A 24,175-nucleotide genomic window follows, 5' to 3' on the forward strand; every position below is an offset into this window, starting at 1 on the left:
CGGTTCGGGAGGGGATCCCGCCTCGGGAGGGGCGATCCGCCGCATCCGCCCTCCCGACGCCGGATCTCCTCCCGAGCCCGACCACAACGGCGGGGCGCCGCGCGGTCAGGCGCGGAGCAGCTCGGCGGCGCGTTCGGCGATCGCGATCGTGGGGGCCTGCGTGTTGCTCGTGGGGATCGCGGGCATGACGGATGCATCGGCCACCCAGAGGCCGTCGAGGCCGCGCACGCGCAGCGCCGGGTCGACCACCGCGAGCTCGTCGGTGCCGATGCGGGCGGTGCCCGAGCAGTGGAAGAACGTGCCGACGTTCTCGCGGACGAACCGCTCCTTCTGGGCGCGCGACAGCCCCGCCGCCGGGGTGATCGGCCCCTCGGCGAGGTCGGCGTACGCGGATACGTCGACCAGAGCCTGTACGGCGTCGACGGCGTCGACCAACGCGGCCAGATCCGCCGGATCGGCGAGATAGTTCGGCTGGATCTCGGGCGCCGCATCCGGATCCGCCGACCGCACGCGCACCCACCCGACGCTGCGCGAGTGGTACAGGCCGGGCACGATCGCGAAGACGCGCTCGCCGGAGAGGTCGTGCGCGGCGTGGAGTACGTCGTCGCCCCGCGAGCCGTGCGCGATGACGGCGTGCAGGTCGGGGCGGCCTCGGGCGTGCGAGCTGCGCCAGTTCACCATCGTGCCCCCGCCGTTGCCGATCACGGGCCCGAGGTCGGCGCGGGCGCGGAAGTTCATGCCGAGGATCAGCGGGTGGTCCTGGAAGTTCTCGCCGACGCCCGGCAGGTCGTGCCGGACCCGGATGCCGGCGGCCGACAGGCGCGCCCGGTCGCCGATGCCCGACAGCTGCAGCAGCCGGGGCGTGTCGATCGCGCCCGCGCACAGGATCGTCCTGGTCGCCCGCGTCTCGACGAGCGCGCCGTCGACGACGTGCCGGATGCCGCGGACCGCCGTGCCCTCGAGCACGACGCCGTGCACACGGCTGCCGACGAGCACGTCGAGGTTCGCGCGCGCGAGCGCCGGCTCGAGGTACGCGCGCACGACCGACCACCGCTCGAAGCCGGCGGGAGTCTCGACGGTGTTGTAGTCGGCGTAGACGGCGCCCTCGTTCGCGCCGGCGTTGGCGTCGTCGAGCACGGGGAGGCCGCGCTCGGCCGCCGCATCCAGCAGCGCGTGCGCGATCGGGTGCACGCGCGCGAGCGGCGCCACGCGCATCGGCCCGTCCGCGCCGCGGTGCTCGGGGTCGCCCCCGGCGCGCGCCTCCGACCGGCGGAAGAACGGGAGCAGGTCGGCATAGCCCCAGCCGGTGGCGCCCGCATCCGCCCACGCGTCGTAGTCGGCCGGATGCCCGCGATACCAGAGCATCGCGTTCGTCGACGACGAGCCGCCGAGCACGCGCCCGCGCGGCATGGCGAGCGAGCGGCCGAGCACGGCGTCGGCGGGTTCGGACCGGTAGGCATAGTCGTACGCGCCGCCGAGGAGGCGGTCCCAGTGCGCGGCATCGTCGATCGCCGGATCGGCGCGCCCGTCGGGTCCGGCTTCGACGAGGAGCACGCGCATCGCGGGGTCTTCCGAGAGGCGCGCGGCCACGACGCATCCGGCCGCTCCCGCGCCGACGACGATCGCGTCGTACTCGGGCGCCAGGCCCTTCGACAGGCTCAGGGACCGGATCGGCGGCATCAGTTGTGCTCGCTCGGGCCCATGATCGTGATGCCCTCGGTCTCCTCGACGTGGCGCACGAAGATGTACTTGTCCTCGCGCCCGTCGGAGTGCTTGCGCGTGATCCCCGGCTCGAGGATGCCGTCCGTCTTCGCGACCACGAGGTAGGGCTCGGATGCGGCGAGCCCGGCCGCGCAGTGGGCGTCGAACTCGTCGAGCGTCTCGGCCGTGAACGCCTTGTCCACGCCCGCGCCGCGGGCGATCGCGGCGAGATCGACGCGGCCCTTCGCCGTGTGCGTGGCGGGGCCGCCGATCGACTGGTACTGCTCGTTGTCCCACACCACGACGAAGAGGTTCTCCGGCCGTTCGTTGCCGAGGGTCGCGAGGATGCCGAGGTTGAACAGCAGTCCGCCGTCGGTGTCGAGCGACACGATGCGCCGGTGGGGGAGGCCGACGGCGAGGCCGAACGCCTCCGGCGTGACGCACCCGAGCTGCTGCTGGAACAGCGACGCGTCGCGCATGTGGGGGGCAGCGTTGTACCACTCGTCGACGGCGCCGCCGAGGGAGAGGATGACGAGCTCGTCGCGCAGGCGCGCGCCGAGCAGCTTCATGGCTTCGAATCGGGAGTAGCTCATCGGACCAGATCTCCTCCGAGGACGATCGCGGCGTGGTAGTACGACGCATAGGCGGTCTCGTAGGCGCGGACGATCGCGGTCTCGATCTCGTCGACGTCGCGCACGATCGTGTACGGCGTGCGCAGGGCCTGCAGGAGCGGCTCCATCGTGATGCCGTGGGGGATCGCCCACCAGTTGTTCTCGCCCATCTCGCCCCGGTAGCTCATGATCATCACGACCGGGATGCCGGCGCCGAGGCCCATCCGTGCGAGGTGCTCCGTCGCGGCGCGCAGACCTGAATTCTCCATCACGAGCACGGCGCGCTTGCCGGAGAGGAACACGCCGCCCGCGATCGCGGCGCCCTCGCCCTCGTTCGTCACCGGGATGGTGCGGATGTCGTCGTCCGCGTCGAGCGCCGGGTACAGTTCCTTCAGCAGCGAGTCGGGCAGGTAGGTCGCGACGCTCACACCGGCCCGCTTCAGCCCGCGCAGCACCGCCTCGACGGCATCGGCTCTCATGTGGATGGTCTCCTTCGGGTGGTGGGTGACCCCGCCGCATCCGGTCCGGGGCGCGGGATGCGCGGTCGGGGCGTCACGTGTGCGCCCCGCGTGCGTGCATCGCGCCCCGGACCCGGGGCGAGCGACCGGGGGGTCAGGCGGATGCGGCGGCCGCCGCGGGCTCGGATGCGCGCAGCGCGTGCGCACGGTGGGTGGGGGCGAGCCGGGGCGTGCCGGTGAGGTGCTCGCGCAGCGTCGTGCCGCCGGGCGCCGCGGCCCGGCCACGCGCGACGAGGATCGGCAGCACGAGCTCGACGAACGCGCGGTACGCGTCGGGCCCGCCGAAGGTGGGCTCGAGCATGACGCCGTCGATGCCGGAGCCGTCGACGATCGCCTCGATCTCGTCGGCGACCTCCTCGGGTGCGCCGGTGATCTGGAAGCCGCGGATCGCCTTCGTGCGGAACTGATCGAGGATCTCGCCGACCTTCATGTCGGGGTTCTGCCGTGCGTAGCGCTGCACGAGCGTCTGCCCGAGGTCGGTGTGCAGGTCGACGACGCGCGTATCGGGGTCGAGCCCCGTGAGGTCGAGCCCCGTGATGCCCGCGAACATGACGGCGGCGTCGGCCCGCGCGAGCAGCGCCTCGTACTCCGCGCGCAGGGCGAGCGCCTCCGCGCGCGTCGGGGCGACCGTCACGGTCATGCCCGTGATGACCTTGACGTCCTCGGGGCGGCGACCGTGCCGGACCGCCTGCTCGCGGATGTCGGCGACGTGCGCGGCGGCCGAGGCGATCGACTGCCCCTGGATGAACACGGCCTCGGCGTTGCGGGCGGCGTACGCCCGGCCGCGATCGGACGTGCCGGCCTGGAACAGCATCGGCGTCCGCTGCGGCGTCGGCGGCACGGCGAAGATCCCGCGCGAGCGCTGATACGTCCCGTCCACCTCGACGCGGTGCAGCTTCGCGGGGTCGGCGTACACGCCCCGACCGCGGTCGCGCACCTCGGCGTCGTCCTCCCAGCTGTGCTCCCAGTGCCGGAGGCACGTGTCGAGGAAGTCATCGGCGGCGTCGTAGCGCTGGTCGTGCGTGAGCTGCGCCGTGACGCCGAACAGCTCGTCGGTGGTCGCCTGCGAGCTGCCGGTCACGACGTTCCAGCCGATGCGGCCGCCCGTCAGGCGGTCGAGCGTCGCGAACCGACGCGCGGTGCCGTACGGCTTCTCCACGGTGGTCGGCGAGGTGACGACGAAGCCGAGTCGCGCGGTCTCCCGCGCGAGCGCGGCGATCGCGAGCATCGGGTCGAGCGCGGGGAATTGGATGCCGTGGGCCGCGACCTCCTCGGGCATCGCGCCGTCGAGCGTCGCGTACCCGTAGGTGTCGGCGAAGAAGAGGAAGTCGAACCCGGCGGAATCCAGCGTCCGCGCGAGGTCCACCCAGTAATCGAGCCGATCCCAGTCGTCGCCTCGGCCGCGCGGGTCGGTCCACGTCGGCATGCCGTTGCTGGGGTTCATCATCTCGAACACGCCCAGCGCGATGCGCTTCGCCATCAGATCACCATCACCACGGTCTTGGTCTCCAGGTAGTTCTCCAGGCCCTGCGGCCCGTTCTCGTAGCCCCAGCCCGACTCCTTGTGGCCGCCCTTGGGCAGCTCGGGGCCGAGGAAGGAGTGGCAGTTCACCCACACCGTGCCGGCCTGCAGGCGCGCCGCGATGCGGTGCGCGTCGCTGAGGCCTTCGGTCCACACGCTCGCCGCGAGGCCGTAGGGGGAGTCGTTCGCCCACCCGACCACCTCGTCGACGTCGTCGAACGGGGTGACGACCGCGACGGGTCCGAAGATCTCCTCGCGCATGAGCCGCATGTCGGCGCGCACGTCGGTGACGACGGTCGGGGTGTAGAACGTGCCCGCGGGTCCGCCGCGCTCGCCGCCGGTGACGACCGTCGCGCCCTCCGCGCGCCCCTCGTCGATGTACCCCGCGACGCGCTGCGCCTGCACCTCGCTCACGAGCGGACCCAGATCGGATGCGGCGTCGAGGCCGTGCCCGAGCCGCAGCCGCTCCCCGAACGCGGCCATGCCGTCGACGACGTGGTGGTACACGTCGCGGTGCGCGTAGACCCGCGCGCTCGCGACGCACACCTGGCCGCCGTTGTCGAAGATGCCGCGCGAGATGCCCTCGATCGTCGCGTCGAGGTCGGCGTCGGGCATGACGAGCGCGGGCGACTTCCCGCCGAGCTCGAGCGTGAGGCGCTTGAGGCTGCCGGATGCGGCGGCCACGAGCCGCTTGCCGACCGCGGTGGAGCCGGTGAACGCGAGCTTGTCGACGCCCGCAGCATCCGCCAGCGCCTGGCCGGCCTCGCCGCCGTAGCCCGTGACGACGTTGACGACGCCGTCGGGCACGCCCGCCTCCTGCAGCAGCCGCGCGAGGTAGAGCGCGGTGAGCGGGGTGTTCTCGGCCGGCTTCAGCACGATCGTGCAGCCCGCGGCGAGGGCGGGCGCGAGCTTCATCGCGGTCATGATGAGCGGCGAGTTCCATGGCACGATCGCGGCGACCACGCCCACCGGCTCGCGCCGCGTGTAGGCGAACACCTCCTTGCCGGGAGGCGTACGGCTGAGGGAGGTCGGGATGGTCTCGCCGAGGATCTTCGTCGGCCAGCCCGCGTAGTAGCGGAACTGGTTGATGGCGGCCGGCACCTCGCCGAACCGGGACGTGCGCAGGCTCTTCCCCTGGTCGAGGGTCTCGAGCTCGGCGAGGTCGTCGAGGTGCTCCTGCATGAGGTCGGCGATACGCCACAGCAGCGCGCCACGGTCGGCGGGCCGCATCCGGCCCCACTCGCCTGCGAGCGCGGTGCGCGCGGCGGCGACGGCCGCCGCGACGTCCTCTGCGCGACCGCGGGCGACCTCGGCGAGCGGTCGGCCGGTCGCGGGGTCGAGCGTCACGAACCGCTCGCCGCCCGCCGCATCCGTCCACCGTCCGCCGATGAGGAGGCGGCCGGGGTCGTCGGCGAGGAACGCCCGCACCCGGTCGCGCAGCGGGTGCTCGGAGATCGTGATCACGCAGCCGATGCTACGAAGCAATCATTGATTGCTCGTGGCTATCACATGTCGATCGCGTTACAGCCCTTGCCGCCGTCGCGTCCCACCTTCGCTCATCCGGTGCGGCGGCTCATCCGCTCGTTCCTCAGGAGATGCGGATGCGGCGGTCCGCCGCATCCGCGCAATCCCGCGGGCTGCGCCCCGGTCACCGCCGAACTCTGCGGAGAAACGAACGGCGCGGGGTGGCAGGGGGCGGCCGCAGACGATCAGCCGTGGAAGAGGCCGGCCGGATCGTCCTGGCGGGCGAGCCACGCGCTGCGGCGCTCGAACAGGCCCGGCACGAGCGAGCGGACGCGGTCGATCAGCTCGGCGAGGTCGGCATTGACGAGCCGGCCGTCGCGCACGACAACGTCGCCGTCGACCATGGTCAGGTCGACGTCGGAGCCGCGTACCGCGTGCACGAGGTTGTGGTGGATGTTCGCGTAGTCGCCCGCCGGCAGCAGCGGCGTCATGCGCGGGGTGTCGGTGCGCACCGCGACGAGGTCGGCCTTGCGTCCCGCCGTGATGGCGCCGAGCTCGTCGCCGCGCCCGATCGCGGCGGCACCGCCGCGGGTCGCCATGCGCAGCACGTCCCACGAGTCCATCGCGGCCGCGTCCATCTTGCGCAGCTTGCCCAGGAGCGACGCGACCTTCATCTCCTCGAACATGTCGAGGTTGTTGTTCTCCTTCTCGCCGTCGGTGCCGAGGCCGACGTTCACGCCGGCGGCGAGCATCTCGGCCACGGGCGCCATGCCGCTCGCGAGCTTCATGTTCGACACCGGGTTGTGCGACACCCCCACCCCGCGCGCGGCGATGAGGTCGACCTCGGCCTGGTCGAGCCACACGGCGTGCGCGATCATCGCGCGCGGCGCGTCGAAGAACCCCAGCGCCTCGAGGGCGAACATGGGGCGCGCGCCGTGACGCTCGGCGAAGTCGGCGAGCTCGATCTCCGACTCGCTGCAGTGCGTGTACAGCCCGGTGTCGTACGCGCGCGCCATCGCGATGGCGCGCTTCTGCCCGGCCGCGTCGGCGTAGAACGGGTGCTCGAGCCCCACCCACGGCATCACGCGGCCGTTCGCGGCGCCGGTGTGCTGCCGCAGCATCCGCTCGTTGTCGTCGAGGGTGTCGAAGTAGTCGAAGTCGGGGTGCGCGCCGACGTAGTTGACGGTGACGACGCGATTGCCGAGGGCGGATGCGGCGCGCACGGCGCCGTCCATGTACCGCCACATGTCGACCACCGTCGTCGTGCCCGACAGGAGCCCTTCCGCGTAGCAGAGCCACGCGGCCGCCTCCGCCTCGTCGGGGCGCAGCACGCGGTGCATCGGGTCGATGTGCAGGCGCAGCCACTCCCACACCGGCAGGTGCTCGGCGGTGCCGCGCAGCATGCCGGAGTGGTGGTGCGCGTTGATGAGGCCGGGCATGAGGAGCCGGTCGGGGAGGTCGACACGCTCCGCGTCGGGGTGGGCGGCGGCGAGCTTCGCGGCGCGGCCGACCGCGGCGATCGTGTCGCCTGTGACGAGCACCGCCGCATCCGGCAGCACGGACAGGGCGTCGTCCATCGTGACGACGAGGTCGGGCACGAGCAGCGTGGAGCGGGTCACGCCCCGATCGTACGGAGTGAACTTCGATAGCCCGTGGCTATCGGGTTACGGCTCTGTTTCGCGGGGAACGTCACTCGGAGGCGTACACGAGCAGCACCGTCGCCGTGCCGTCGTCACGGATCTCCCACCGGTTGCGCAGCGCGCCGGGGTGCCACAGCGCGTCGCCCGGACCGAGCTCCCACTCGCCGCGACCCTCGATCGTCGCGATGATCGAGCCCTCGACGACGTACGACGTGATCTCGCCGTCGGACTCGAACCAGTCGCCCGTGTACGGGCCCACGAGCCGGTACTCCTGCACGTTCGCACCGCGCGCGCTGCCGGAGGACAGCACGCGGCTGGTCGCCCGGTCGTCGGTCTCCATGACGCGCACGCGCTGCGCGTCGGCCGCGCGGGTGAGGTAGACCGGCTCGGGCTCGGCGACGGAGGGGAGCAGTTCCGACGGCGAGATGCCGAGGCCTTTCGCCAGGCGGAACAGCGTCACGACCGACGGCATCGTCTGCCCCGACTCGATCTGGCTGAGGAACGGCTGGCTGATCTCCGCGGCAGCGGCGAGGGCGCGCATCGACAGGCCGCGGTCGGTGCGCGCGGCACGGACCGCCTTGCCGAGGGCGGCCCCGATCATCGCATCCGACACGCCCCCACCCTACGGCCCGCGCCGCGCGCGTCCGGGGTGTTCACCCCCGGTCGGGAGGAGATCGGGCGCCGGGAGGGCCGGTTCGCCGCATCCGCCCTCCCGAGCGTGGATCTCCTCCCGACGCGCGGCAGGTGCTGCAAGGGCGGGGCCGCGCGCCGGGTCTCAGTCGCGGAGCGGGGCGGCGAGGCGCCACACGCGGTCGCGCGAGAACGGCTGCTCGTAGCCGCGGATGCCGAGGGCCCGGGCGATCGCGTTGCCGATCGCCGGGGCGACGGGGTTGTACGGCGACTCGCTCATCGACTTCGCGCCGAAGGGCCCGACCGTGTCGGATGTGTCGGCGAAGTACACCTCCGTGTCGGGCACGTCGGCGAACTGCGGCACGCGGTACAGCCGGAACACGGGGTTCTGCACGCGCCCGTCCTCGAGGTAGATCTCCTCGTACAGCGCGCTGCCGATGCCCTGGGCGACACCGCCTTCGACCTGGCCGCGCGCCTGCGCCGGGTTCATGACGAAGCCGGCATCGGCCGACTGCACCGACTGCAGCACCGCGACCTCGCCCGTCTCGGGGTCCACCGCGACCCGCACGGCGTGCACGTTGAACGCGAGCGAGCGCTTGTCGCCGTACTCGGCGCCATCCGCGGTGAGCGCGTCGCCCTCGCCCGCGGCCCGCACGATGTCGGCGAACGGCACGAGACGCCCGGCGACGACCACGCCCTCGCGCGTGAGCTCCGCCGCGGGCGGGCCCGCCGCATCCGCCGAGGCACCATCTCCCCGCCCGGACACCACGGTCTCCGCGCCAGCAGCGTGGGCGCTCGGCGAGGGGATGGTGTCTCGGCGGTCGGCGGATGCGGCGAGCTCGAGGGCGGTCGACAGCATCCGCGCGCGCAGGGCCAGGCACGCGGCGTGCAGCGCCTTGCCCGCGACCGTGATCCCGGTCGACGCGAAGGCGCCGGTGTCGTGTGCGACCGCATCGGTGTCGGCGGTGCGCAGCTCGAGGCGGTCGAAGTCGGCGGCGAGGTCGGATGCGGCGATCTGGCGAAGCACGGTGGACGTGCCGTTGCCGAACTCGGCGGTGCCGGTGCGGAGGAGATACGTGCCGTCGGGGCGCAGCGTCGCCGACGCGTGCGACACGTGCCCGCGGGGGGCGATCGTCGCGATCATGCCGAGCGCCATGCCCTCGCCCACGCGCCAGCCGGCGGGCGCCTCGACCCCGTTGCCGCGGCGGAGCGCCTGCTGTGCGAGATCGAGGCACTGGTCGAGGCCGTACGACCCCCACACGAGGTCCTGCTCGTGCGGATCGTCGTCGCCCGGATGCAGCGGATCGCCGTCGCGCACGACGTTGCGCCGGCGCAGCTCGAACGGATCGATGCCGAGCTTCTCGGCGAGGAGGTCCATCGCCGACTCGATGCCGAGCAGCACCTGCCCGAGGCCGTAGCCGCGGAAGGCGCCCGACGGCGGGTTGTTCGTGTACACGACCTCGGCGTCGATCCGGCGCACCGGGGTGCGGTAGACGAGCGTCGTCTCGGAGACGCCGTGGAACATCACGCCGATCGAGTGGTTGCCGTACGCGCCGGTGTCGCTCAGCACGTCGACGTGCATCGCCGTGAGGCGCCCGTCGGGCTCGGCCCCGAGGGCCACCTTGACGCGCATCGGGTGGCGGAACGACGTGCGCGTGAACTCGTCGGTGCGCGAGAACTCGTACGCGACCGGGCGGCCCGTCCGCAGCACCGCGAGCGCGACGAGGTCTTCGGCGAAGATCTCCTGCTTGCCGCCGAACCCGCCGCCCACGCGCGCGGCGTGCACGCGCACGCGATCGGGGTCGAGGTCCAGGATGCGGGCGAGCTCGTCGCGCGTGAGGAAGGGCACCTGCGTGCTCGCGCGGATCACGAGCCGGCCGTCGGCGTCGAGCCAGCCGAGCGCGCCGTGCGTCTCGAGCTGCGCGTGGGACACGCGGTTCGTGCGCCATTCGCCCGACACGGTCACGGCGCTCGCGGCCAGGGCGGCCGCCGCATCCCCGCCGACCTCCTCGTGCAGCGACGCGATGACGTTGCGGTGAGCTTCGGCGACGCGGTCCTGCGGCGTCCGATCGGGATGCAGCAGCGGTGCGCCGGGCGTGCGGGCCTCCTCCGGGTCGAACACGGCCGGCAGGGGCTCATACTCGACCGCGATCGCGCGGCACGCCGCCTCGGCCGCGGCGGGAGTCTCGGCGACGACCGCCGCGACGCGCTGACCGACGAAGCGCACGACGTCGTCGAGCATGCGCGTGTCGTCGGGGTCGTCGGTGCGGTGGTGGTGCCGCCCGGTCGAGTAGCGGATGTCGGGCGCATCGGCGTGCGTGAACACCGCCACCACGCCCGCGATCGCCTCGGCCGCTGCCGTGTCGATCGACACGATGCGCGCGTGCGGATGCGGCGAGCCGAGCACACGGAGGGTCAGCGTGCCCGCGGCCGCGCCCGCCGCATCCGCCGGCGCCGGCTCGTCGAAGGTGTAGGGCTCGAGGCCCTGCACGATCCGTCGCGCCGCCGGCGGCACGACCGAGCGGCCGACTCCCGCGTCCGTGCCCTCATCGACCGCGTCCCGCTCTCGGTCGGTTTCCGCCCCGCATCCCGGCGCGGACGGGGACGCGGTCGCGGATGCGGCGGGGCCGGTCTCGCGCACCGGCCCGAGCACCGAGGCGCGGATGGCCTCGCGGATCGGACGGTAGCCGGTGCAGCGACACAGGTTGCCCCGCATCTCGCGGCCGAGGTGCGGCATGTCGTCGCCGCCGAGCTGCTCGGGGGTGAGGGTCGACGCCGTCACGGCCATGCCGGCCGTGCAGAACCCGCACTGGAAGCCGAACCCCTCGGCGATCGCCTCCTGCACCGGATGCAGCGCCTCGGCGGGCGCGAGCCCGGCGGCCGTCGTCACGGCGCGTCCGTCCACGCGCATGGCGGGGATGAGGCACGAGTGGACGGGCTCGCCGTCGAGCAGCACCGCGCACGCGCCGCAGTCGCCCGCGTCGCAGCCCTTCTTCACCTCGGTGTGTCCGTGTTCGCGCAGGAGGGTCCGCAGCACCTGCCCCGCGCGCGGCTCGGCCGTCACGGGCTCCCCGTTCACGGCGAACGTGACGTTCTGTTCGTTGCTCAGGAGATCTTGACCGGCGCCGGCGGTCGACGGGCGTTTCTCCCCGGTCGCGCCCGCGGGCGTCGTCCGATTGTCCTGAGAAACGAACGGATCGGGCGCCCCACCCGCCGCCGGGGCGGTCGCCGCGGGGTCGGCCGGGGCCGCGGGCGGCTCGGCGAGGGCCGCGCGGATGCGCTCGGCGAGCACGCCGGTCGCTCCGCGGCGCCAGTCGGCCGGTCCGAGCGGGTCGGTGTAATAGCCGTCGGCCGCGTCGACGGCCGCGCGCAGCGCCGCCGCATCCGGCAGCCGCGGAAAGCGCAGCACGGTCGGCGCCCACGTCGCGGCGGTGATCCCGAAGACGGCCCCGCCGTCCGCGTCGACCCTCCCGGTGACGGCCGATCCCGACCGTCCGAACGTCGCGAGCGCGAGCTTGCGCAGCAGGAACCTCGAGCGCAGCGCGTGGTCGGGCACCTCGATCGCGCGCAGCACGTCGCCGCGCTCGAGCACGTTCCGCTGGTTGCCCGTGACGAATTCCGAAACCGGAATACGACGCTCGCCGCCGTCGGCGGTCCACACCACGGCGACCGCGTCGAGGCCCGTGAAGTACGCCACGAGACCTGCCGCCGCGAACGACTGGCACACGTTGCCACCGACGGTCGCCGTGTTCCAGATCTTGAAGCTCGCGAGGAGGGCGTTCGCCGCATCCGGGATCGCCGCCGCCGCCGGCCACTCGGCCGGGGCCTCCGCGCGCGCCCACGCGACGAACCGCGCGATCGTGCACGTCGCGCCCACGCGGAGTCCGTCGGTCGTGATCTCGAGGTCGGGCCAGTCCATCGCCGTCAGGTCGACGAAGCCGGTCGTGCCCGGCTGCGGCTCGCTCATGAGCCATGTGCCGCCGCCGAGGAACACCTCCCCGGGCGCGAGGGCGAGGTCGGCGCGCGTGCGCGCGACGCGGAAGCTCGTGACGGTATGGATGTCCACGCGGCCCCCTCTCGGTCCGATCGGCGACGTCAGTCAAACACCCGCGGATTACCCGGATGTTTCCACGGTCAACATTCGCGGCGGGCTCGCGGCATCCGGCTCAGAGCTCGAGCTCGACCGCGGTCTCCAGCGCGGCCTCGATCGACCGCATCCAGCCGTCCTTGAGCGCCGCATTCTTCTCGGAGTACAGCGACGCGCCGTCGACGAGGTTGCTCGAGCACGCGCAGATCATGCCCGCCCGCATGCCTCGCAGGCGCGCGACGACGTACATCGCCGACGCCTCCATCTCGACGTTGAGCACGCCCATGCCGCTCAGCTGCGCGATCCACGCGGGCGTCTCGGCGTAGAACGCGTCGTCGCTCGCGCTGATGCCGGTGTGCGCGCGGGTGCCGGATGCGGCGGCGAGGCGTTCCGCGTGCCGCGACAGCGCGAGCGTCAGGCCGAGATCGGGCACGGCGGGGAACCCCTTGGGTACGTATGCGTCCGTCGTGCCGTCGTTGCGGAAGCTGCCCTCGCTGACGAGCAGGTCACCCGGCGCGATTCCCGGCTGCAGGCCGGCGGAGCTGCCGACGCGGATGACGCTCGTCACGCCGACGCGGTACAGCTCCTCGACGGCGATGGCGGTCGAGGGGCAGCCCATGCCGGTCGAGGTCGCGGTGATGTGGCGGCCCTTGTACCAGCCGGTCATCGTGCGGTGCTCGCGGTTGTGGGCGACCTCGCGCACATCGGTGAGGAACTCGGCGACGAACGGGACGCGGAACGGGTCGCCGGGCAGCAGTGCGACCGAGGAGACCTCTCCCGGCGCGATGCCGATGTGGTACTGCCGCTCGGTGAGGCCGACCTGGGACTTGTCGACGGTGGACATGGGGGTGCTCCTTCGGATGCTGTGACGAGAGGTGTCGCCGCAGTCCCCGCCCTGTACCGCTCACCGACTCGGGCGTCGGTCATGGTTGATAGGTCCGCAGTGCCGCCACGCTACCCCGCACGTGTTTCGCGCGCGTCACGCGGCCGGGGCGCTGCGCGGGGTTCGCGAAGGGCCGCGCAGGCGCGGGACGGGTCAGCGCGCGACGGGCGCGCACGAGGGCGCGGCGGCGCGCGCGTGCACGGGGCCGGTGCGGGTGCGCAGCGGCTCGCCCGTGCCGCCGCGGCGCGCGGCGATCATCTCGGCGAGCACCGACAACGCCGTCTCCTCGGGCGACGATCCGCCGAGGTCGAGGCCGAGCGGCGAGTGGATGCGGGCGATGTCGGCCTCCGCGAGCCCCGCCTCGGCGAGCAGCCGCGCGCGGTGGGCGACCGTCGAGCGCGCACCCATCGCGCCGACGAAGTCCGCGCCGGCGCGGAGGGCCGCCGCGAGCGCGGGAACGTCGACGCGCTCGTCGTGGCTCAGCACGCACACGGCCGTCCACGCGCCGCCGAGCAGGGCGGGCAGCGCGTCGGCCGGCACCCCGACGACGAGCCGATCGGCTGTCGGAAAGCGCTCGGGCGTGACGAGCCGCTCCCACACGTCCATCACGGTCACGGTGAAGCCGGCGGCGGATGCCACGCGCGCGAGCGCGATCGCGTGCTCGCCCGCGCCCGCCACGACGAGGTGCGGACGCGGCTCGCGCGTGACGACGAACGTCCGCGCGCCGTCGTGCTCCACGAACGGCCCCTCCTCGGCGAGCGCGTCCCCGGGGACGATCTCACCGGCGCGGTCGCCCTCGAGGACGATCCCGACGCGCACGGATCGATCGGCGGGCGCCTCGAGCGCGGCGACGGCCGCCGCATCCGCGGGGCCGATCCGGTGCACCACGACATCGACGCTGCCGCCGCACGCCAGCCCGGCGGCATGGGCGGCGTCATCGCTGAAGCCGAGGGTCGCCGTGACCGCACGCCCCGACGCGAGCACGCCCGTCGCGAGCAGCACGGCGTCGCCTTCGACGCAGCCGCCGGAGATCGAGCCGAGCACCGTGCCGTCGTCGAGCACGGCCATCGCGGCGCCCGGGCCGCGCGGAGCGCTGCGGGCGACGCGCGTGACGGTGACGACCGCGGCCGCCTGCCCGGCGCGCAGCGCGGGGAGGAGGGTGTCGGCCAGCTCGAGCATCCCCACACGGTAACCCCGCGATGTTTCCGGCGCGAGACGTGGACGGCCGCCTCCATCCCGGACGCGGGTGAGGCTCGTCGGCGCCGCGGGCGCGCGTCGCCGCCGCCCGTGGAGGAGTTCGGTACGCTGGCGCGATGCCCGAGCCCGCCGCGCCCCGCGTGACGGGCGTCGTGCTGGCGGCGGGCGCGGGCACGCGCTACGGCGGCCCGAAGGCCCTCGCGGCGGACGCGGCCGGTGTGTCGTGGTTGCGTCGCGTGTGCGACGCGCTGCGCGACGGCGGATGCGGCGAGGCCGTCGTCGTCCTCGGCGCGGCCGCCGACCGCGCGCTGCCGCTCGTGCCGCCCGAGGCGCGGATCGCGATCGCGACCGATTGGGAGGCAGGGATGTCGCGCTCGGTCGATGCCGGGCTGGTGGCGGCGGCGGGGGCCGATGCGGTCGTCGTCGCACCCGTCGATGTACCGGGGCTGCCCGCGGCCGCGGTCGCGCGACTGATCGCGGCGGGCGGCGCCGAACCCCGGGCCGCGCTCGCGCGCGCGACGTACGACGGACGCCCCGGCCATCCCGCGTTGATCGGTGCCGACCACATCGCTGCGATCCGCGCCGAGCTGCGCGGCGATGTCGGCGCCGGCTCCGCCCTCGCGCGGCGCGGAGCCCGCACCATCGAGTGCGGCGACCTGTGGGACGGTCACGACATCGACGAGCGACCCTGATCGTGGCTGAGCCCGTTCTCGTCGTGTTCGCGGGCCTGCCCGGAACGGGCAAGTCGACGATCGCCCACGAGGTGGGCCGGATGCTGGCCGCTCCGGTGCTCTCGGTCGACCGGATCGAGGCGGCGATGCATCGCGCCGGCGTCGACCGCGCGCAGCCGAGCGGTCTCGCCGCGTACGTCGTCGCAGACGCCCTCGCGCGCGAGCACGCCCGCACCGGCCTGAGCGCGATCATCGACGCGGTCAACGACGCCGAGGAGGCGCGCGAGCAGTGGCGCCGGCTCGGCCGCGACGAGCGCGTCGACCTCGTCTTCGTCGAGGTGGTGCTCACCGACGAAAGCGTGCACCGCGCACGGCTCGAGGGCCGTCAGCGCGATCTCGGAGACTTCCCCGAGCCGTCGTGGTCGTCGGTCGTGGCGCGGCGTGCCGGCTTCGAGGGGTGGACCGACGCACGGCTCCAGCTGGACGCGACCCGGCCGGCAGCCGAGAACGCCCGAACCGTGGTCGCCCGCTTGGGCCGGTGACAGCCCGGCTCGCACCGGACGTTCATTCTCGGCCGGTAGCGTGCGTGCGATGGGCAGGCGACGGGTGCGCACGCGCGGGGGCACGTGGTGGCCGCTCGTGTTCGTCGCCGCGGTGCTGGCCGTGATCGCGACGCTCATCGTCGTGTCGGTGCAGCTCGCAGCGGCGCGTGAGTCCGTCGTGCGCGCGTTCGAGGAGCCGCTGGATCCCGTCGCCGCCCCGGATGCTGCGGCCGCCCCCGCGAGCGCCTCCGGCGTGGCCGCCGCATCCGGCGTCGTCGCCGATCCCGCGTGGGTGCAGCGCACCGCCGCGGTCACCGGCATCCCCGCGCGGGCCCTGAGCGCGTACGCCACGGCGGCGCTCGTCGTGGCGGCGGAGGACCCGGCGTGCGGTCTCGCGTGGAACACGCTCGCCGGCATCGGCGCGATCGAGTCGGGGCACGGCTCGCACGCCGGCGCGGTGCTGCGCGACGACGGGTATCCCGACCCGGCGATCCGCGGCATCCCGCTCGACGGGACGGCCTCGGCCGTCATCCGCGACACCGACGGCGGCGCGTGGGACGGCGACACCGAGTGGGATCGCGCGGTGGGCCCGATGCAGTTCATCCCGACGACGTGGGAGCAGTGGGGCGCGGATGCGAACGGCGACGGCCGCGCGGATCCGAACCAGATCGACGACGCCGCGCTCGCGGCCGGGCGCTACCTGTGCGCGGGCGGCGAGATGGCGAGCGTCGACGGCTGGCGCCGCGCGATCCTCTCGTACAACAACCTTCAGGCGTACGTCGACGACGTCGCGGCGACCGCCGACCGGTATGCCGACCTCGCCGGCCGCTGATCTGCCGCTGCGCGTGCGCAGAATTCAGGAAGAATCGCCGTTGTGACACCGCCGCGGGGTCCCGAGGCCGGATTCTCCTGAGTTCTGCGCGCTGACCCGCACCCGGCGGCTCCGCGCCGCCCGCGTCCGGCGGCTCCGCGCCGCCCGCACCCGGCGGCTGCGCGCCGGGCGCGTCCACCCCTGCGCTCAGCCCCCGAGGACGACGTTGAGAGGCTCCTCGCCGGCCGCGAGACGCTCGATCTGCGTGCGGACGAGCTTCGCGATCCGCGCGCGCATCGCGCTCGTGGCGCCGCCGACGTGCGGTGCGATGAGCACGCCGTCGAGCGTCCACAGCGGGTGGTCGGCGGGCAGCGGCTCCGGATCGGTCACGTCGAGCGCGGCGCGGAGGCGACCGCGGCGGACGTGCTGAACGAGCGCGTCGGTGTCGATGAGCGTGCCGCGGCCGACGTTGACCACGAGTGCCCCGTCCGGGAGGGCCGCGAGCATCGCGTCGTCGATGAGTCCCGCGGTCGCGTCGCCGCCGGGCAGCGCTGCGATCAGCACATCGGTCTCGGCGAGCACCGCGGGGAGGTCGTCGAGCGCCGCGACGTCGACGCCGTCCTCGGTGCGCGCGTGCGTCGCGACGGCGCGCAGGTGCACCTCGAAGCCGGCGAGACGGGCCGCGATCGCCTTGCCGACGCCGCCGTAGCCGAGGAGCGTCACGCGCTGGTCGGCGAGGCTGTCGGCGAAGATCGGCGCCCACCGCCTCTCCTCCTGCGCGCGCACGAAGCTCGGGATGCCGCGCTGCGCAGCCAGGGCGAGGCCGACGGCCAGCTCGGCGGTCGACGTCTCGTGCACCGACGTCGCGTTGGCGAACCGCTGGCCCGCGGGCAGCTCGTCGGCGACCCCCTCATAGCCGATCGACTGGCTCTGGATGAGGCCGACGGGGATGCCCTCGAGGGCGGAGAGCACCTTCGCCAGGCCCATGTACGGCGGCACGACGAGGTCGAAGCGGTCGCGCGGCGCGGGGGAGGCGAGGTCCCACACGACGAGGTCGACGCCGTCGGGGAGCGGTCGGATGTCTGCGGCGAGCTGATCGGTCGGAACCGACACGACGAGGGGGGTCACCGTTCCACGCTAGCGGCGTGCCGCGGCGGTGAGGGCCGCAGGCCCGGTGCCCGCGCTACGCTCGCCGCATCCGGGGGAGGGAGAGACCGTGGTACCCGAGATCAATTACTGGGCCGTGCTGCTGGCGACCGTGTCGACGATGGTGATCGGCTCGATCTGGTACGCGCCGCCGGTCTTCGGCAACCGCTGGATGCGGCTGGCGAAGATCGAGGCGAGCGGGTCGGCGGCGACCGCCATCGGGCCGATCATCGTGACCGTGATCGTGAGCTTCGTGACGGCGTGGGTGCTCGCCGGCGCGACGGCGATCGCGTGGCACTTCTACGGCGGCGGCTACGTCGGCAACGCGGTCGTGACCGGCCTCGTGCTGTGGGCGGGCTTCACCGCGGCGCGCTTCATCACGCACGACGCGTTCGAGGGGCGCCCGGTGGGCCTCACCGTCCTGAACGTTGCGCACGAGCTCGTCACGGTGCTCGTGATGGCGCTCATCATCGGCATCTGGCCGCCGGCCGGCACCGTCTGATCGCCGTCGAAAGACTGCTCCATCGGTCGACACGCCGAGGGTCGATCGGCTCGGCCCGGCGTGTCCGGCCGCCGGACAGTCTTTCGGGCGGGGGCGACGTGGCGCCCGGCCGCGAGCCGCCGAACGACGGATGCGGCGGCGTCAGGCCGCGGCGCCGACGACGGCCGCGATCGCCGAGGAGAAGAATCCGAGCCCGTCGACGCCCGAGCGCATCGCCGCGGGCGTGCCGGGGCCGAAGCCCGGCTCGACGGCGTGCTCGGGGTGCGGCATGAGTCCCACGACATTGCCGCGCTCGTTCGTGAGGCCGGCGATGTCGTCGAGCGAGCCGTTGGGGTTGACGCCCAGATAGCGGAAGGCGACGAGACCCTCGCCCTCGACGCGCTTGAGCGTCTCGGCGTCGGCGATGTAGCCGCCGTCGGCGTTCTTCAGCGGGATCACGATCTCGTCGCCCTCGGCGAACTCGCTCGTCCACGCGGTCGACGCGTTCTCGACCCGCAGCCGCTGGTCGCGGCGGATGAACTGCTGGTTGGCGTTGCGGATGAGTCCGCCCGGGAGCAGGTGCGCCTCGACGAGCATCTGGAAGCCGTTGCAGATGCCGAGGATCGGCATGCCGCGGCCCGCCGCATCCTTGACCTCGGCCATGATCGGCGCGAGGGCGGCGATGGCGCCGGCGCGGAGGTAGTCGCCGTAGCTGAAGCCCCCCGGCAGCACGAGCGCGTCGACGCCCTGGAGGTCGTGGTCGCCGTGCCACAGCGCGACCGGCTCGGCACCGGCGAGGGCGATCGCGCGCTGCGCGTCGCGGTCGTCGAGCGAGCCGGGGAAGGTGATGACCCCGATGCGGACGGTCACTCCACCACCTCGATGCCCACGACGTCCTCGATGACGGAGTTCGAGAGGATCTCGTCGGCGATCTGACGGGCCTTGGCGAGCACGTCTTCGTCGACGGCGCCGTCGACGGTCAGCTCGAAGCGCTTGCCGATCCGCACCCCGCTGAACTGCTCGACGCCCAGGCGCGCGAGGGCTCCCGAGACCGCCTTGCCCTGGGGGTCCAGGAGTTCGGCTTTGGGCATGACGTCGACGACGATGGTGGGCATTCGAGCTCCAGGAGTCGCGGGGAAGCAGGCGCCTCCATCCTACGGCGACCGGCTCCGCCGCATCCGCCCGTCGCCGGATCGGCTGCGTCCGCCCGCCGTCCCGACCACCCTCGATCTGCGCCGACGGATTCATGGGAGCGCTCCCTTGACACCCGTGGGAGCGCTCCCGTACTGTGAGGCGCGATCGGTGGAAGCGCTCCCACGAGAGCGCTGACACCGACTCAGCACACCCAGCACAAAGGAGTGATCCGTGTCATCACGCATTCTGCGTCGCGCCGCCGTGACGGCGGTCGCGGTGTCCACCACAGCTCTCGTCCTCGCCGGATGCTCCGGCGGCGGGTCGACCGGAGGCGACGCCGGCGGCGACGTGACCCTGACGGTCACGACGTTCGGCACCTTCGGGTACGACGACCTGTACGCCGAGTACGAGAAGCTCAACCCCGGCGTCACGATCGAGGCGACCAACATCGACACCGGCGGCAACGCCCGCACCGACGCCTTCACGAAGATCGCCGCCGGCTCGGGCCTGTCCGACGTCGTCGCGATCGAGGAGGGCTGGCTCGGCGCGATCATGGAGGTGTCCGACCAGTTCGCCGACCTCCGCGACTACGGCATCGAGGACCGCAAGTCCGACTGGGTCGACTGGAAGTACGCGCAGGCGACCGACCCCTCCGGCCGTGTCATCGGCTACGGCACCGACATCGGCCCCGAGGGCATCTGCTACAACGCGCCGGCCTTCGCCGCCGCGGGCCTCCCCACCGACCGCGACGAGGTCGCGAGCCTGCTCTCGGGCGACTGGGACACCTACTTCGAGGTCGGCCGTCAGTACCACGAGGCCACCGGCAAGGCGTGGTACGACCACTCCGGCTTCGTGTGGAACGCCATGGTCAACCAGCTCCCCGAGGGCTACTACACCCAGGACGGCGAGCTGAACGTCGAGGGCAACGCCGAGCTCAAGGAGCGCTTCGAGCAGCTCGGCGCCGCCACCGAGGAGGGCCTGTCGGCCGCGCAGACCGCGTGGGACTGGAACGGCGGCAAGTCGTTCGTCGACGGCACCTTCGCCACCTTCGTGTGCCCCGGCTGGATGCTCGGCGTCGTGCAGGGCCAGGTCGAGGCCGGCGGCGGCGACGCCACCACCGGCTGGGACTTCGCGCCGGTCTTCCCCGGCGGTGCGGCCAACTGGGGCGGCGCGTTCCTCTCGGTGCCCGAGACCTCGCAGCACAAGAAGGAGGCCGCGGCCCTCGCCGACTGGCTGACCCAGCCCGAGCAGCAGGTGAAGCAGTCCGCCGCCGCGGGCAACTTCCCCAGCACGCTCAAGGCGCAGGAGTCGCTCGCCGCCGACGCGACCCCGAACGAGTTCTTCAACGGCGCACCGACGGGCGCGATCCTCGCGAAGCAGGCCGAGGGCGTCGTCGCGCAGTTCAAGGGCCCGGATGACTCCGTCATCCAGGAGAACGTCTTCGGCCCGGCGCTCACGTCCCTCGACGCGGGCGAGGTCGACACGCAGGGCGCGTGGGACAAGGCCCTGTCGCTGCTGAACGAGCTCGTCGGCTGACGCGCACCGATGCGGGGTCCCCGGTCGCACCCGGGGACCCCGCATCCCGCTCCGAGAGGACTCCCATGACCGCCATCGCGCCGTCCCCCGCGCCGCAGGTCGTCGAGCCGGCACCCGTGCCGCCGCGCCGCTCCCCGTTCCGTCAGCGCCTGTCCAAGGCCGACCACGCCGCGTCGCCCTACGTCTACATCGCGCCGTTCTTCCTCCTGTTCGGCCTCGTCGGGCTCTTCCCGCTGCTCTACACGCTCGTCGTGTCGCTGTTCGACTGGGATCTGCTCAAGGGCCAGGGCGACTTCGTCGGCCTCGGCAACTTCGTCGAAGTGCTCGGCGACGCGATGTTCTGGAACTCCGTCGGCAACACGATCGGCATCTTCCTGCTCTCGGCGATCCCGCAGCTCGCCGTCGCCCTCGTCGTCGCGTACCTGCTCGACCGAGGACTGCGAGCGCCGACCTTCTGGCGCATGAGCGTGCTGCTCCCCTTCGTCGTGACCCCGGTCGCCACGGCGCTCATCTTCTCGAGCATCTTCAACGAGGCGGACGGCCTCGCCAACAACCTGCTCAACCTCATCGGCATCGCCGACCAGCCGTGGAAGAGCGATCCGTTCCTCAGCCACCTCGCGATCGCGATCATGGTCAACTTCCGCTGGACCGGGTACAACGCGCTGATCCTGCTCGCCGCGATGCAGGCCGTGCCGCGCGACCTCTACGAGTCGGCGGCGCTCGACGGCGCGGGCGCCGTGCGCCGGTTCTTCTCGATCACGATCCCGACCATCCGCCCGACGCTGATCTTCGTGATCATCACCGCCACGATCGGCGGGCTCCAGATCTTCGCCGAGCCCCGGCTGTTCGACGTGTCGACGGCCGGCGGCATCGGCGGCAGCGACCGGCAGTTCCAGACCACCGTGCTCTTCCTCTGGGAGCTGGCGTTCTTCCGGCGGAACCTCGGCGAGGCCTCGGCCGTCGCGTGGCTGCTGTTCCTCCTCATCGTCGGATTCGGCATCGTCAACTTCCTCATCGCGCGCCGGATCTCCTCCGGCGACGGCCGCCCCTCCCGCCGGGCCCGCCGCGCTGCCGCGCGCGCCGCACAGAACGGAGTCGGCGCATGAGCGTCACGATCCCCGATCCGCTCCCCGTCGTGCAGGTCGACACGGTCGCACCCGACGCGCCCCGCCGGCCCGCGCGCACCCGTCGCGCGCGCGACGCCGGCCCGGCCGGCATCGGCAGCCGCCCCGGCTTTCTCACGTACGGCCTGCTCGCGGCGTTCGTCGTCGGCAGCGCCTACCCGCTGTGGTGGTCGGTCGTCGTCGGGTCGGGCACCAACGCCACGCGCGGCGAGACGCTGCCGCTCATCCCCGGCGGCAACTTCTTCGCCAACGCCGCGACCGTGCTCGACGCGATCCCGTTCTGGCTCGCGCTCGGCAACTCGGTGCTCATCTCGAGCATCATCACGCTGTCGGTCGTGAGCTTCTCGACGATCGCCGGCTACGCGTTCGCGAAGCTGCGATTCCGCGGACGCGGCGGCCTCATGGTCTTCGTCATCGCCACGATGGCGATCCCGACGCAGCTGGGCATCATCCCGCTGTTCATGGTCATGCGCCAGCTCGGCTGGACCGGCTCGATCGGCGCGGTGATCGTGCCGACGCTCGTGACGGCGTTCGGCGTGTTCTTCATGCGCCAGTACCTCGTCGATGTCATCCCCGACGAGCTCATCGAAGCCGCTCGCGTCGACGGCGCGAGCCAGTTCCGCACGTTCCTCACGGTGGGCGTGCCCGCGGCGCGCCCCGCGATGGCGATCCTCGGGCTCTTCACCTTCATGACCGCGTGGACCGACTACCTGTGGCCGCTCATCGTGCTGAGCCCGCAGAACCCCACCCTGCAGACGGCGCTCAGCCAGCTGCAGTCGGGCTACTACGTCGACTACTCGATCGTGCTCACCGGGGCCGTCATGGCCACGATCCCGCTCCTGATCCTGTTCGTCGTCGCCGGCAAGCAGCTGATCAGCGGCATCATGGCCGGAGCCGTGAAGGGCTGACCGGGCGTCCGCGCCCGCCCCACCCCGCCCGCGCCGTCCCCGCGGGCCCCCGTCGACATCGACCCCCATCGAGAGGATGCTGCATCCATGACCACGTCCGTGCTGCCCGCCCCCGCCGCCACCCGCGCCTTCCCGCCGCACTTCCAGTTCGGAGCGGCGACGGCCGCGTACCAGATCGAGGGCGCGGCCTTCGAGGACGGTCGCCGCGCGTCGATCTGGGACGCGTTCTGCCGCGAGCCCGGCGCGGTGCTCGGCGGCCACGACGGCGATGTGGCGTGCGACCACTACCACCGGTATCCCGGCGACGTCGCGATCATGAAGGACCTCGGCATCCAGACGTACCGCTTCTCGACGTCGTGGGCGCGCGTGCGCCCCGACGGCGGGGCAGTCAACCAGGCGGGGCTGGACTTCTATCGCCGCCTCGTCGACGAGCTGCTGGACGCCGGGATCCGCCCGTGGCTGACGCTGTATCACTGGGATCTCCCGCAGGCGCTGCAGGAGCGCGGCGGGTGGGTCGTGCGCGAGACGAGCGAGCGCTTCACCGAGTACGCCCTCGACGTCTACGACGCGCTCGGCGACCGCGTGCAGGACTGGGCGACCCTGAACGAGCCGTGGTGCTCGTCGTTCCTCAGTTACACCGGCGGCATCCACGCACCCGGGCACACCTCGATCGCCGAGGGGCTCCTCGCCTCCCACCACCTGCTCCTCGCGCACGGCGACACCGTCGCGGCGCTGCGCGAGCGCGACGCGACGCTCAACCTCGGCATCACGCTCAACCTCACCGTCGCCGATCCGGTCGACCCTGCGGATGCCGGCGACCGCGACGCCGCCCGTCGCATCGACGGCCAGTTCAACCGCTGGTTCCTGAACCCGCTGTTCCGCGCGGCGTACCCCGCCGACATCGTCGAGGACATCCGGGCCGTCGACGCCGACGCGGTCGCCGCCTTCGAGGAGGCCGTCCGCCCGGGAGACCTCGAGCGCATCGCGACGCCCTTCAACACGCTGGGCGTGAACTACTACCACGGCGAGTTCGTCGGGGCGACGCCGCCGGCCGACGCCCCCGGCGGCGGCGACGCGCCCACCGAGCGGCCCACGCGCTCGCCGTTCCCGTCGTCGGAGCGCATCTTCTGGCACGACCGCGGCCTGCCGCGCACGGCGATGAACTGGGAGGTGCAGCCCGAGGGGCTCACGCGCCTGCTACGCCGCGTCCACGACGACTACACCGGCGCACGCGGCGTCGCGCTCGTCGTGACGGAGAACGGCGCGGCGTACGACGACGAGCCGGTGCGCGTCGACGGCGCGCTCGAGGTGCGCGACGACGACCGTGCCGACTTCGTCGAGGTGCACCTCTCCGCGATCGCCGATGCGATCGAGGACGGCGTGGATGTCCGCGGCTACTTCTACTGGTCGCTGCTGGACAACTTCGAGTGGGCGTGGGGCTACTCCCAGCGCTTCGGGATCGTCCGGGTGGACTACGACACGCAGGAGCGGACGATCAAGGAGTCCGGCCGACGGTACAGTCGGTTCATCGCCGATCGCGCGGTGGGGCCGGCCACCCGAGGCTGAGCGC

21 protein-coding genes are annotated in these 24,175 nt (G+C 73.1%); 8 read left to right on the forward strand and 13 right to left on the reverse strand.

The features are described 5' to 3' along the window. Positions 1-105: 105 nt before the first annotated feature. From EI169_RS00860 to EI169_RS00905, 10 genes are all read right to left on the reverse strand, one after another. The gene (locus tag EI169_RS00860) at positions 106-1,680 is read right to left on the reverse strand and encodes a GMC family oxidoreductase N-terminal domain-containing protein (protein ID WP_125130119.1); all 1,575 of its coding nucleotides are present in this window, start codon (positions 1,678-1,680) and stop codon (positions 106-108) included. Continuing rightward, a complete protein-coding gene (locus EI169_RS00865; RefSeq protein WP_125130121.1) occupies positions 1,680-2,294 on the reverse strand; it encodes a thiamine pyrophosphate-dependent enzyme in 615 nt (204 codons plus the stop codon). The genes EI169_RS00860 and EI169_RS00865 overlap by 1 nt, the downstream gene beginning before the upstream one ends. Beyond that, positions 2,291-2,791: a thiamine pyrophosphate-binding protein gene (locus EI169_RS00870; protein WP_125130123.1), complete on the reverse strand. Its 501-nt coding sequence runs from the start codon at positions 2,789-2,791 to the stop codon at positions 2,291-2,293. Before EI169_RS00870 ends, EI169_RS00865 begins: the two co-directional genes overlap by 4 nt. Before the next feature lie 133 nt (positions 2,792-2,924). Next, on the reverse strand, positions 2,925-4,310 hold the full coding sequence (locus EI169_RS00875; RefSeq protein WP_125130125.1) for an NtaA/DmoA family FMN-dependent monooxygenase: 1,386 nt from the start codon (positions 4,308-4,310) through the stop codon (positions 2,925-2,927). Further along, on the reverse strand, positions 4,310-5,815 hold the full coding sequence (locus EI169_RS00880) for an aldehyde dehydrogenase family protein (protein WP_276312904.1): 1,506 nt from the start codon (positions 5,813-5,815) through the stop codon (positions 4,310-4,312). The genes EI169_RS00875 and EI169_RS00880 overlap by 1 nt, the downstream gene beginning before the upstream one ends. A gap of 245 nt (positions 5,816-6,060) precedes the next feature. Continuing rightward, positions 6,061-7,434, reverse strand: coding sequence for an amidohydrolase (locus EI169_RS00885; protein WP_125130127.1), 1,374 nt, complete (start codon positions 7,432-7,434; stop codon positions 6,061-6,063). 70 nt (positions 7,435-7,504) lie between these two features. After that, positions 7,505-8,068 (reverse strand): helix-turn-helix domain-containing protein, encoded by a 564-nt coding sequence (locus EI169_RS00890; RefSeq protein ID WP_125130128.1) that lies wholly within the window; start codon positions 8,066-8,068, stop codon positions 7,505-7,507. 162 nt (positions 8,069-8,230) lie between these two features. Next, entirely contained in the window at positions 8,231-12,151 is a 3,921-nt protein-coding gene (locus tag EI169_RS00895) for a molybdopterin cofactor-binding domain-containing protein (RefSeq protein ID WP_125130130.1), read from the reverse strand. A 100-nt stretch (positions 12,152-12,251) separates the two neighbouring features. Continuing rightward, the gene (locus tag EI169_RS00900; protein ID WP_125130132.1) at positions 12,252-13,016 is read right to left on the reverse strand and encodes a nucleoside phosphorylase; all 765 of its coding nucleotides are present in this window, start codon (positions 13,014-13,016) and stop codon (positions 12,252-12,254) included. A 192-nt stretch (positions 13,017-13,208) separates the two neighbouring features. Beyond that, positions 13,209-14,234, reverse strand: coding sequence for an XdhC family protein (locus tag EI169_RS00905; protein ID WP_125130134.1), 1,026 nt, complete (start codon positions 14,232-14,234; stop codon positions 13,209-13,211). 134 nt (positions 14,235-14,368) lie between these two features. Here EI169_RS00905 and EI169_RS00910 point away from each other — a divergent pair, with 134 nt between their 5' ends. Genes EI169_RS00910 through EI169_RS00920 form a run of 3 tightly spaced genes read left to right on the forward strand, consistent with a single transcriptional unit; the run spans position 14,369 to position 16,297 of the window. Further along, on the forward strand, positions 14,369-14,944 hold the full coding sequence (locus EI169_RS00910) for an NTP transferase domain-containing protein (RefSeq protein WP_125130136.1): 576 nt from the start codon (positions 14,369-14,371) through the stop codon (positions 14,942-14,944). Between the two features lie 2 nt (positions 14,945-14,946). Beyond that, the gene (locus EI169_RS00915; protein WP_164515397.1) at positions 14,947-15,465 is read left to right on the forward strand and encodes an AAA family ATPase; all 519 of its coding nucleotides are present in this window, start codon (positions 14,947-14,949) and stop codon (positions 15,463-15,465) included. Between the two features lie 49 nt (positions 15,466-15,514). Further along, positions 15,515-16,297 (forward strand): lytic murein transglycosylase, encoded by a 783-nt coding sequence (locus EI169_RS00920; protein ID WP_125130140.1) that lies wholly within the window; start codon positions 15,515-15,517, stop codon positions 16,295-16,297. Between the two features lie 186 nt (positions 16,298-16,483). On the opposite strand, the gene EI169_RS00925 is transcribed toward EI169_RS00920, so the two are convergent. Then, positions 16,484-17,404: a 2-hydroxyacid dehydrogenase gene (locus tag EI169_RS00925; protein ID WP_125130142.1), complete on the reverse strand. Its 921-nt coding sequence runs from the start codon at positions 17,402-17,404 to the stop codon at positions 16,484-16,486. Positions 17,405-17,492: 88 nt separating this feature from the next. On the opposite strand from EI169_RS00925, the gene EI169_RS00930 reads away from it, so the two are divergent. Then, positions 17,493-17,924: a DUF1761 domain-containing protein gene (locus EI169_RS00930; RefSeq protein WP_125130144.1), complete on the forward strand. Its 432-nt coding sequence runs from the start codon at positions 17,493-17,495 to the stop codon at positions 17,922-17,924. A gap of 141 nt (positions 17,925-18,065) precedes the next feature. On the opposite strand, the gene purQ is transcribed toward EI169_RS00930, so the two are convergent. Next, complete coding sequence (gene purQ / locus EI169_RS00935) at positions 18,066-18,773, reverse strand: phosphoribosylformylglycinamidine synthase subunit PurQ (protein ID WP_125130146.1); 708 nt, start codon at positions 18,771-18,773, stop codon at positions 18,066-18,068. Then, positions 18,770-19,018, reverse strand: a complete 249-nt coding sequence (gene purS, locus EI169_RS00940) for a phosphoribosylformylglycinamidine synthase subunit PurS (protein WP_125130148.1) — start codon at positions 19,016-19,018, stop codon at positions 18,770-18,772. Before purS ends, purQ begins: the two co-directional genes overlap by 4 nt. Positions 19,019-19,268: 250 nt before the next feature. Here purS and EI169_RS00945 point away from each other — a divergent pair, with 250 nt between their 5' ends. The 4 genes from EI169_RS00945 to EI169_RS00960 all read left to right on the forward strand — a co-directional run bounded on the left by EI169_RS00945 (position 19,269) and on the right by EI169_RS00960 (position 24,171). Next, complete coding sequence (locus tag EI169_RS00945) at positions 19,269-20,573, forward strand: ABC transporter substrate-binding protein (RefSeq protein ID WP_125130150.1); 1,305 nt, start codon at positions 19,269-19,271, stop codon at positions 20,571-20,573. Between the two features lie 65 nt (positions 20,574-20,638). Continuing rightward, the gene (locus tag EI169_RS00950) at positions 20,639-21,679 is read left to right on the forward strand and encodes a sugar ABC transporter permease (protein WP_125130152.1); all 1,041 of its coding nucleotides are present in this window, start codon (positions 20,639-20,641) and stop codon (positions 21,677-21,679) included. Beyond that, a complete protein-coding gene (locus EI169_RS00955; protein ID WP_125130154.1) occupies positions 21,676-22,605 on the forward strand; it encodes a carbohydrate ABC transporter permease in 930 nt (309 codons plus the stop codon). The genes EI169_RS00950 and EI169_RS00955 overlap by 4 nt, the downstream gene beginning before the upstream one ends. Positions 22,606-22,692: 87 nt before the next feature. Then, positions 22,693-24,171, forward strand: a complete 1,479-nt coding sequence (locus tag EI169_RS00960; protein WP_125130156.1) for a GH1 family beta-glucosidase — start codon at positions 22,693-22,695, stop codon at positions 24,169-24,171. The last annotated feature ends 4 nt before the right edge of the window (positions 24,172-24,175 follow it).

Origin of the sequence: Microbacterium sp. 10M-3C3 (assembly GCF_003931875.1) — a bacterium.
In the GTDB taxonomy this organism is placed as follows: domain Bacteria; phylum Actinomycetota; class Actinomycetes; order Actinomycetales; family Microbacteriaceae; genus Microbacterium.

Excerpts from the sequence above, each read along its gene's own strand:
- EI169_RS00900 (WP_125130132.1), bottom strand. The coding sequence starts at position 13,016 with ATGTCCACCGTCGACAAGTCCCAGGTCGGCCTCACCGAGCGGCAGTAC.
- EI169_RS00910 (WP_125130136.1), top strand. The coding sequence starts at position 14,369 with ATGCCCGAGCCCGCCGCGCCCCGCGTGACGGGCGTCGTGCTGGCGGCG.
- EI169_RS00870 (WP_125130123.1), bottom strand. The coding sequence starts at position 2,791 with ATGAGAGCCGATGCCGTCGAGGCGGTGCTGCGCGGGCTGAAGCGGGCC.
- EI169_RS00960 (WP_125130156.1), top strand. The coding sequence starts at position 22,693 with ATGACCACGTCCGTGCTGCCCGCCCCCGCCGCCACCCGCGCCTTCCCG.
- EI169_RS00955 (WP_125130154.1), top strand. The coding sequence starts at position 21,676 with ATGAGCGTCACGATCCCCGATCCGCTCCCCGTCGTGCAGGTCGACACG.
- EI169_RS00860 (WP_125130119.1), bottom strand. The coding sequence starts at position 1,680 with ATGCCGCCGATCCGGTCCCTGAGCCTGTCGAAGGGCCTGGCGCCCGAG.
- purS (WP_125130148.1), bottom strand. The coding sequence starts at position 19,018 with ATGCCCACCATCGTCGTCGACGTCATGCCCAAAGCCGAACTCCTGGAC.
- EI169_RS00950 (WP_125130152.1), top strand. The coding sequence starts at position 20,639 with ATGACCGCCATCGCGCCGTCCCCCGCGCCGCAGGTCGTCGAGCCGGCA.
- EI169_RS00875 (WP_125130125.1), bottom strand. The coding sequence starts at position 4,310 with ATGGCGAAGCGCATCGCGCTGGGCGTGTTCGAGATGATGAACCCCAGC.
- EI169_RS00920 (WP_125130140.1), top strand. The coding sequence starts at position 15,515 with ATGGGCAGGCGACGGGTGCGCACGCGCGGGGGCACGTGGTGGCCGCTC.
- EI169_RS00865 (WP_125130121.1), bottom strand. The coding sequence starts at position 2,294 with ATGAGCTACTCCCGATTCGAAGCCATGAAGCTGCTCGGCGCGCGCCTG.
- EI169_RS00905 (WP_125130134.1), bottom strand. The coding sequence starts at position 14,234 with ATGCTCGAGCTGGCCGACACCCTCCTCCCCGCGCTGCGCGCCGGGCAG.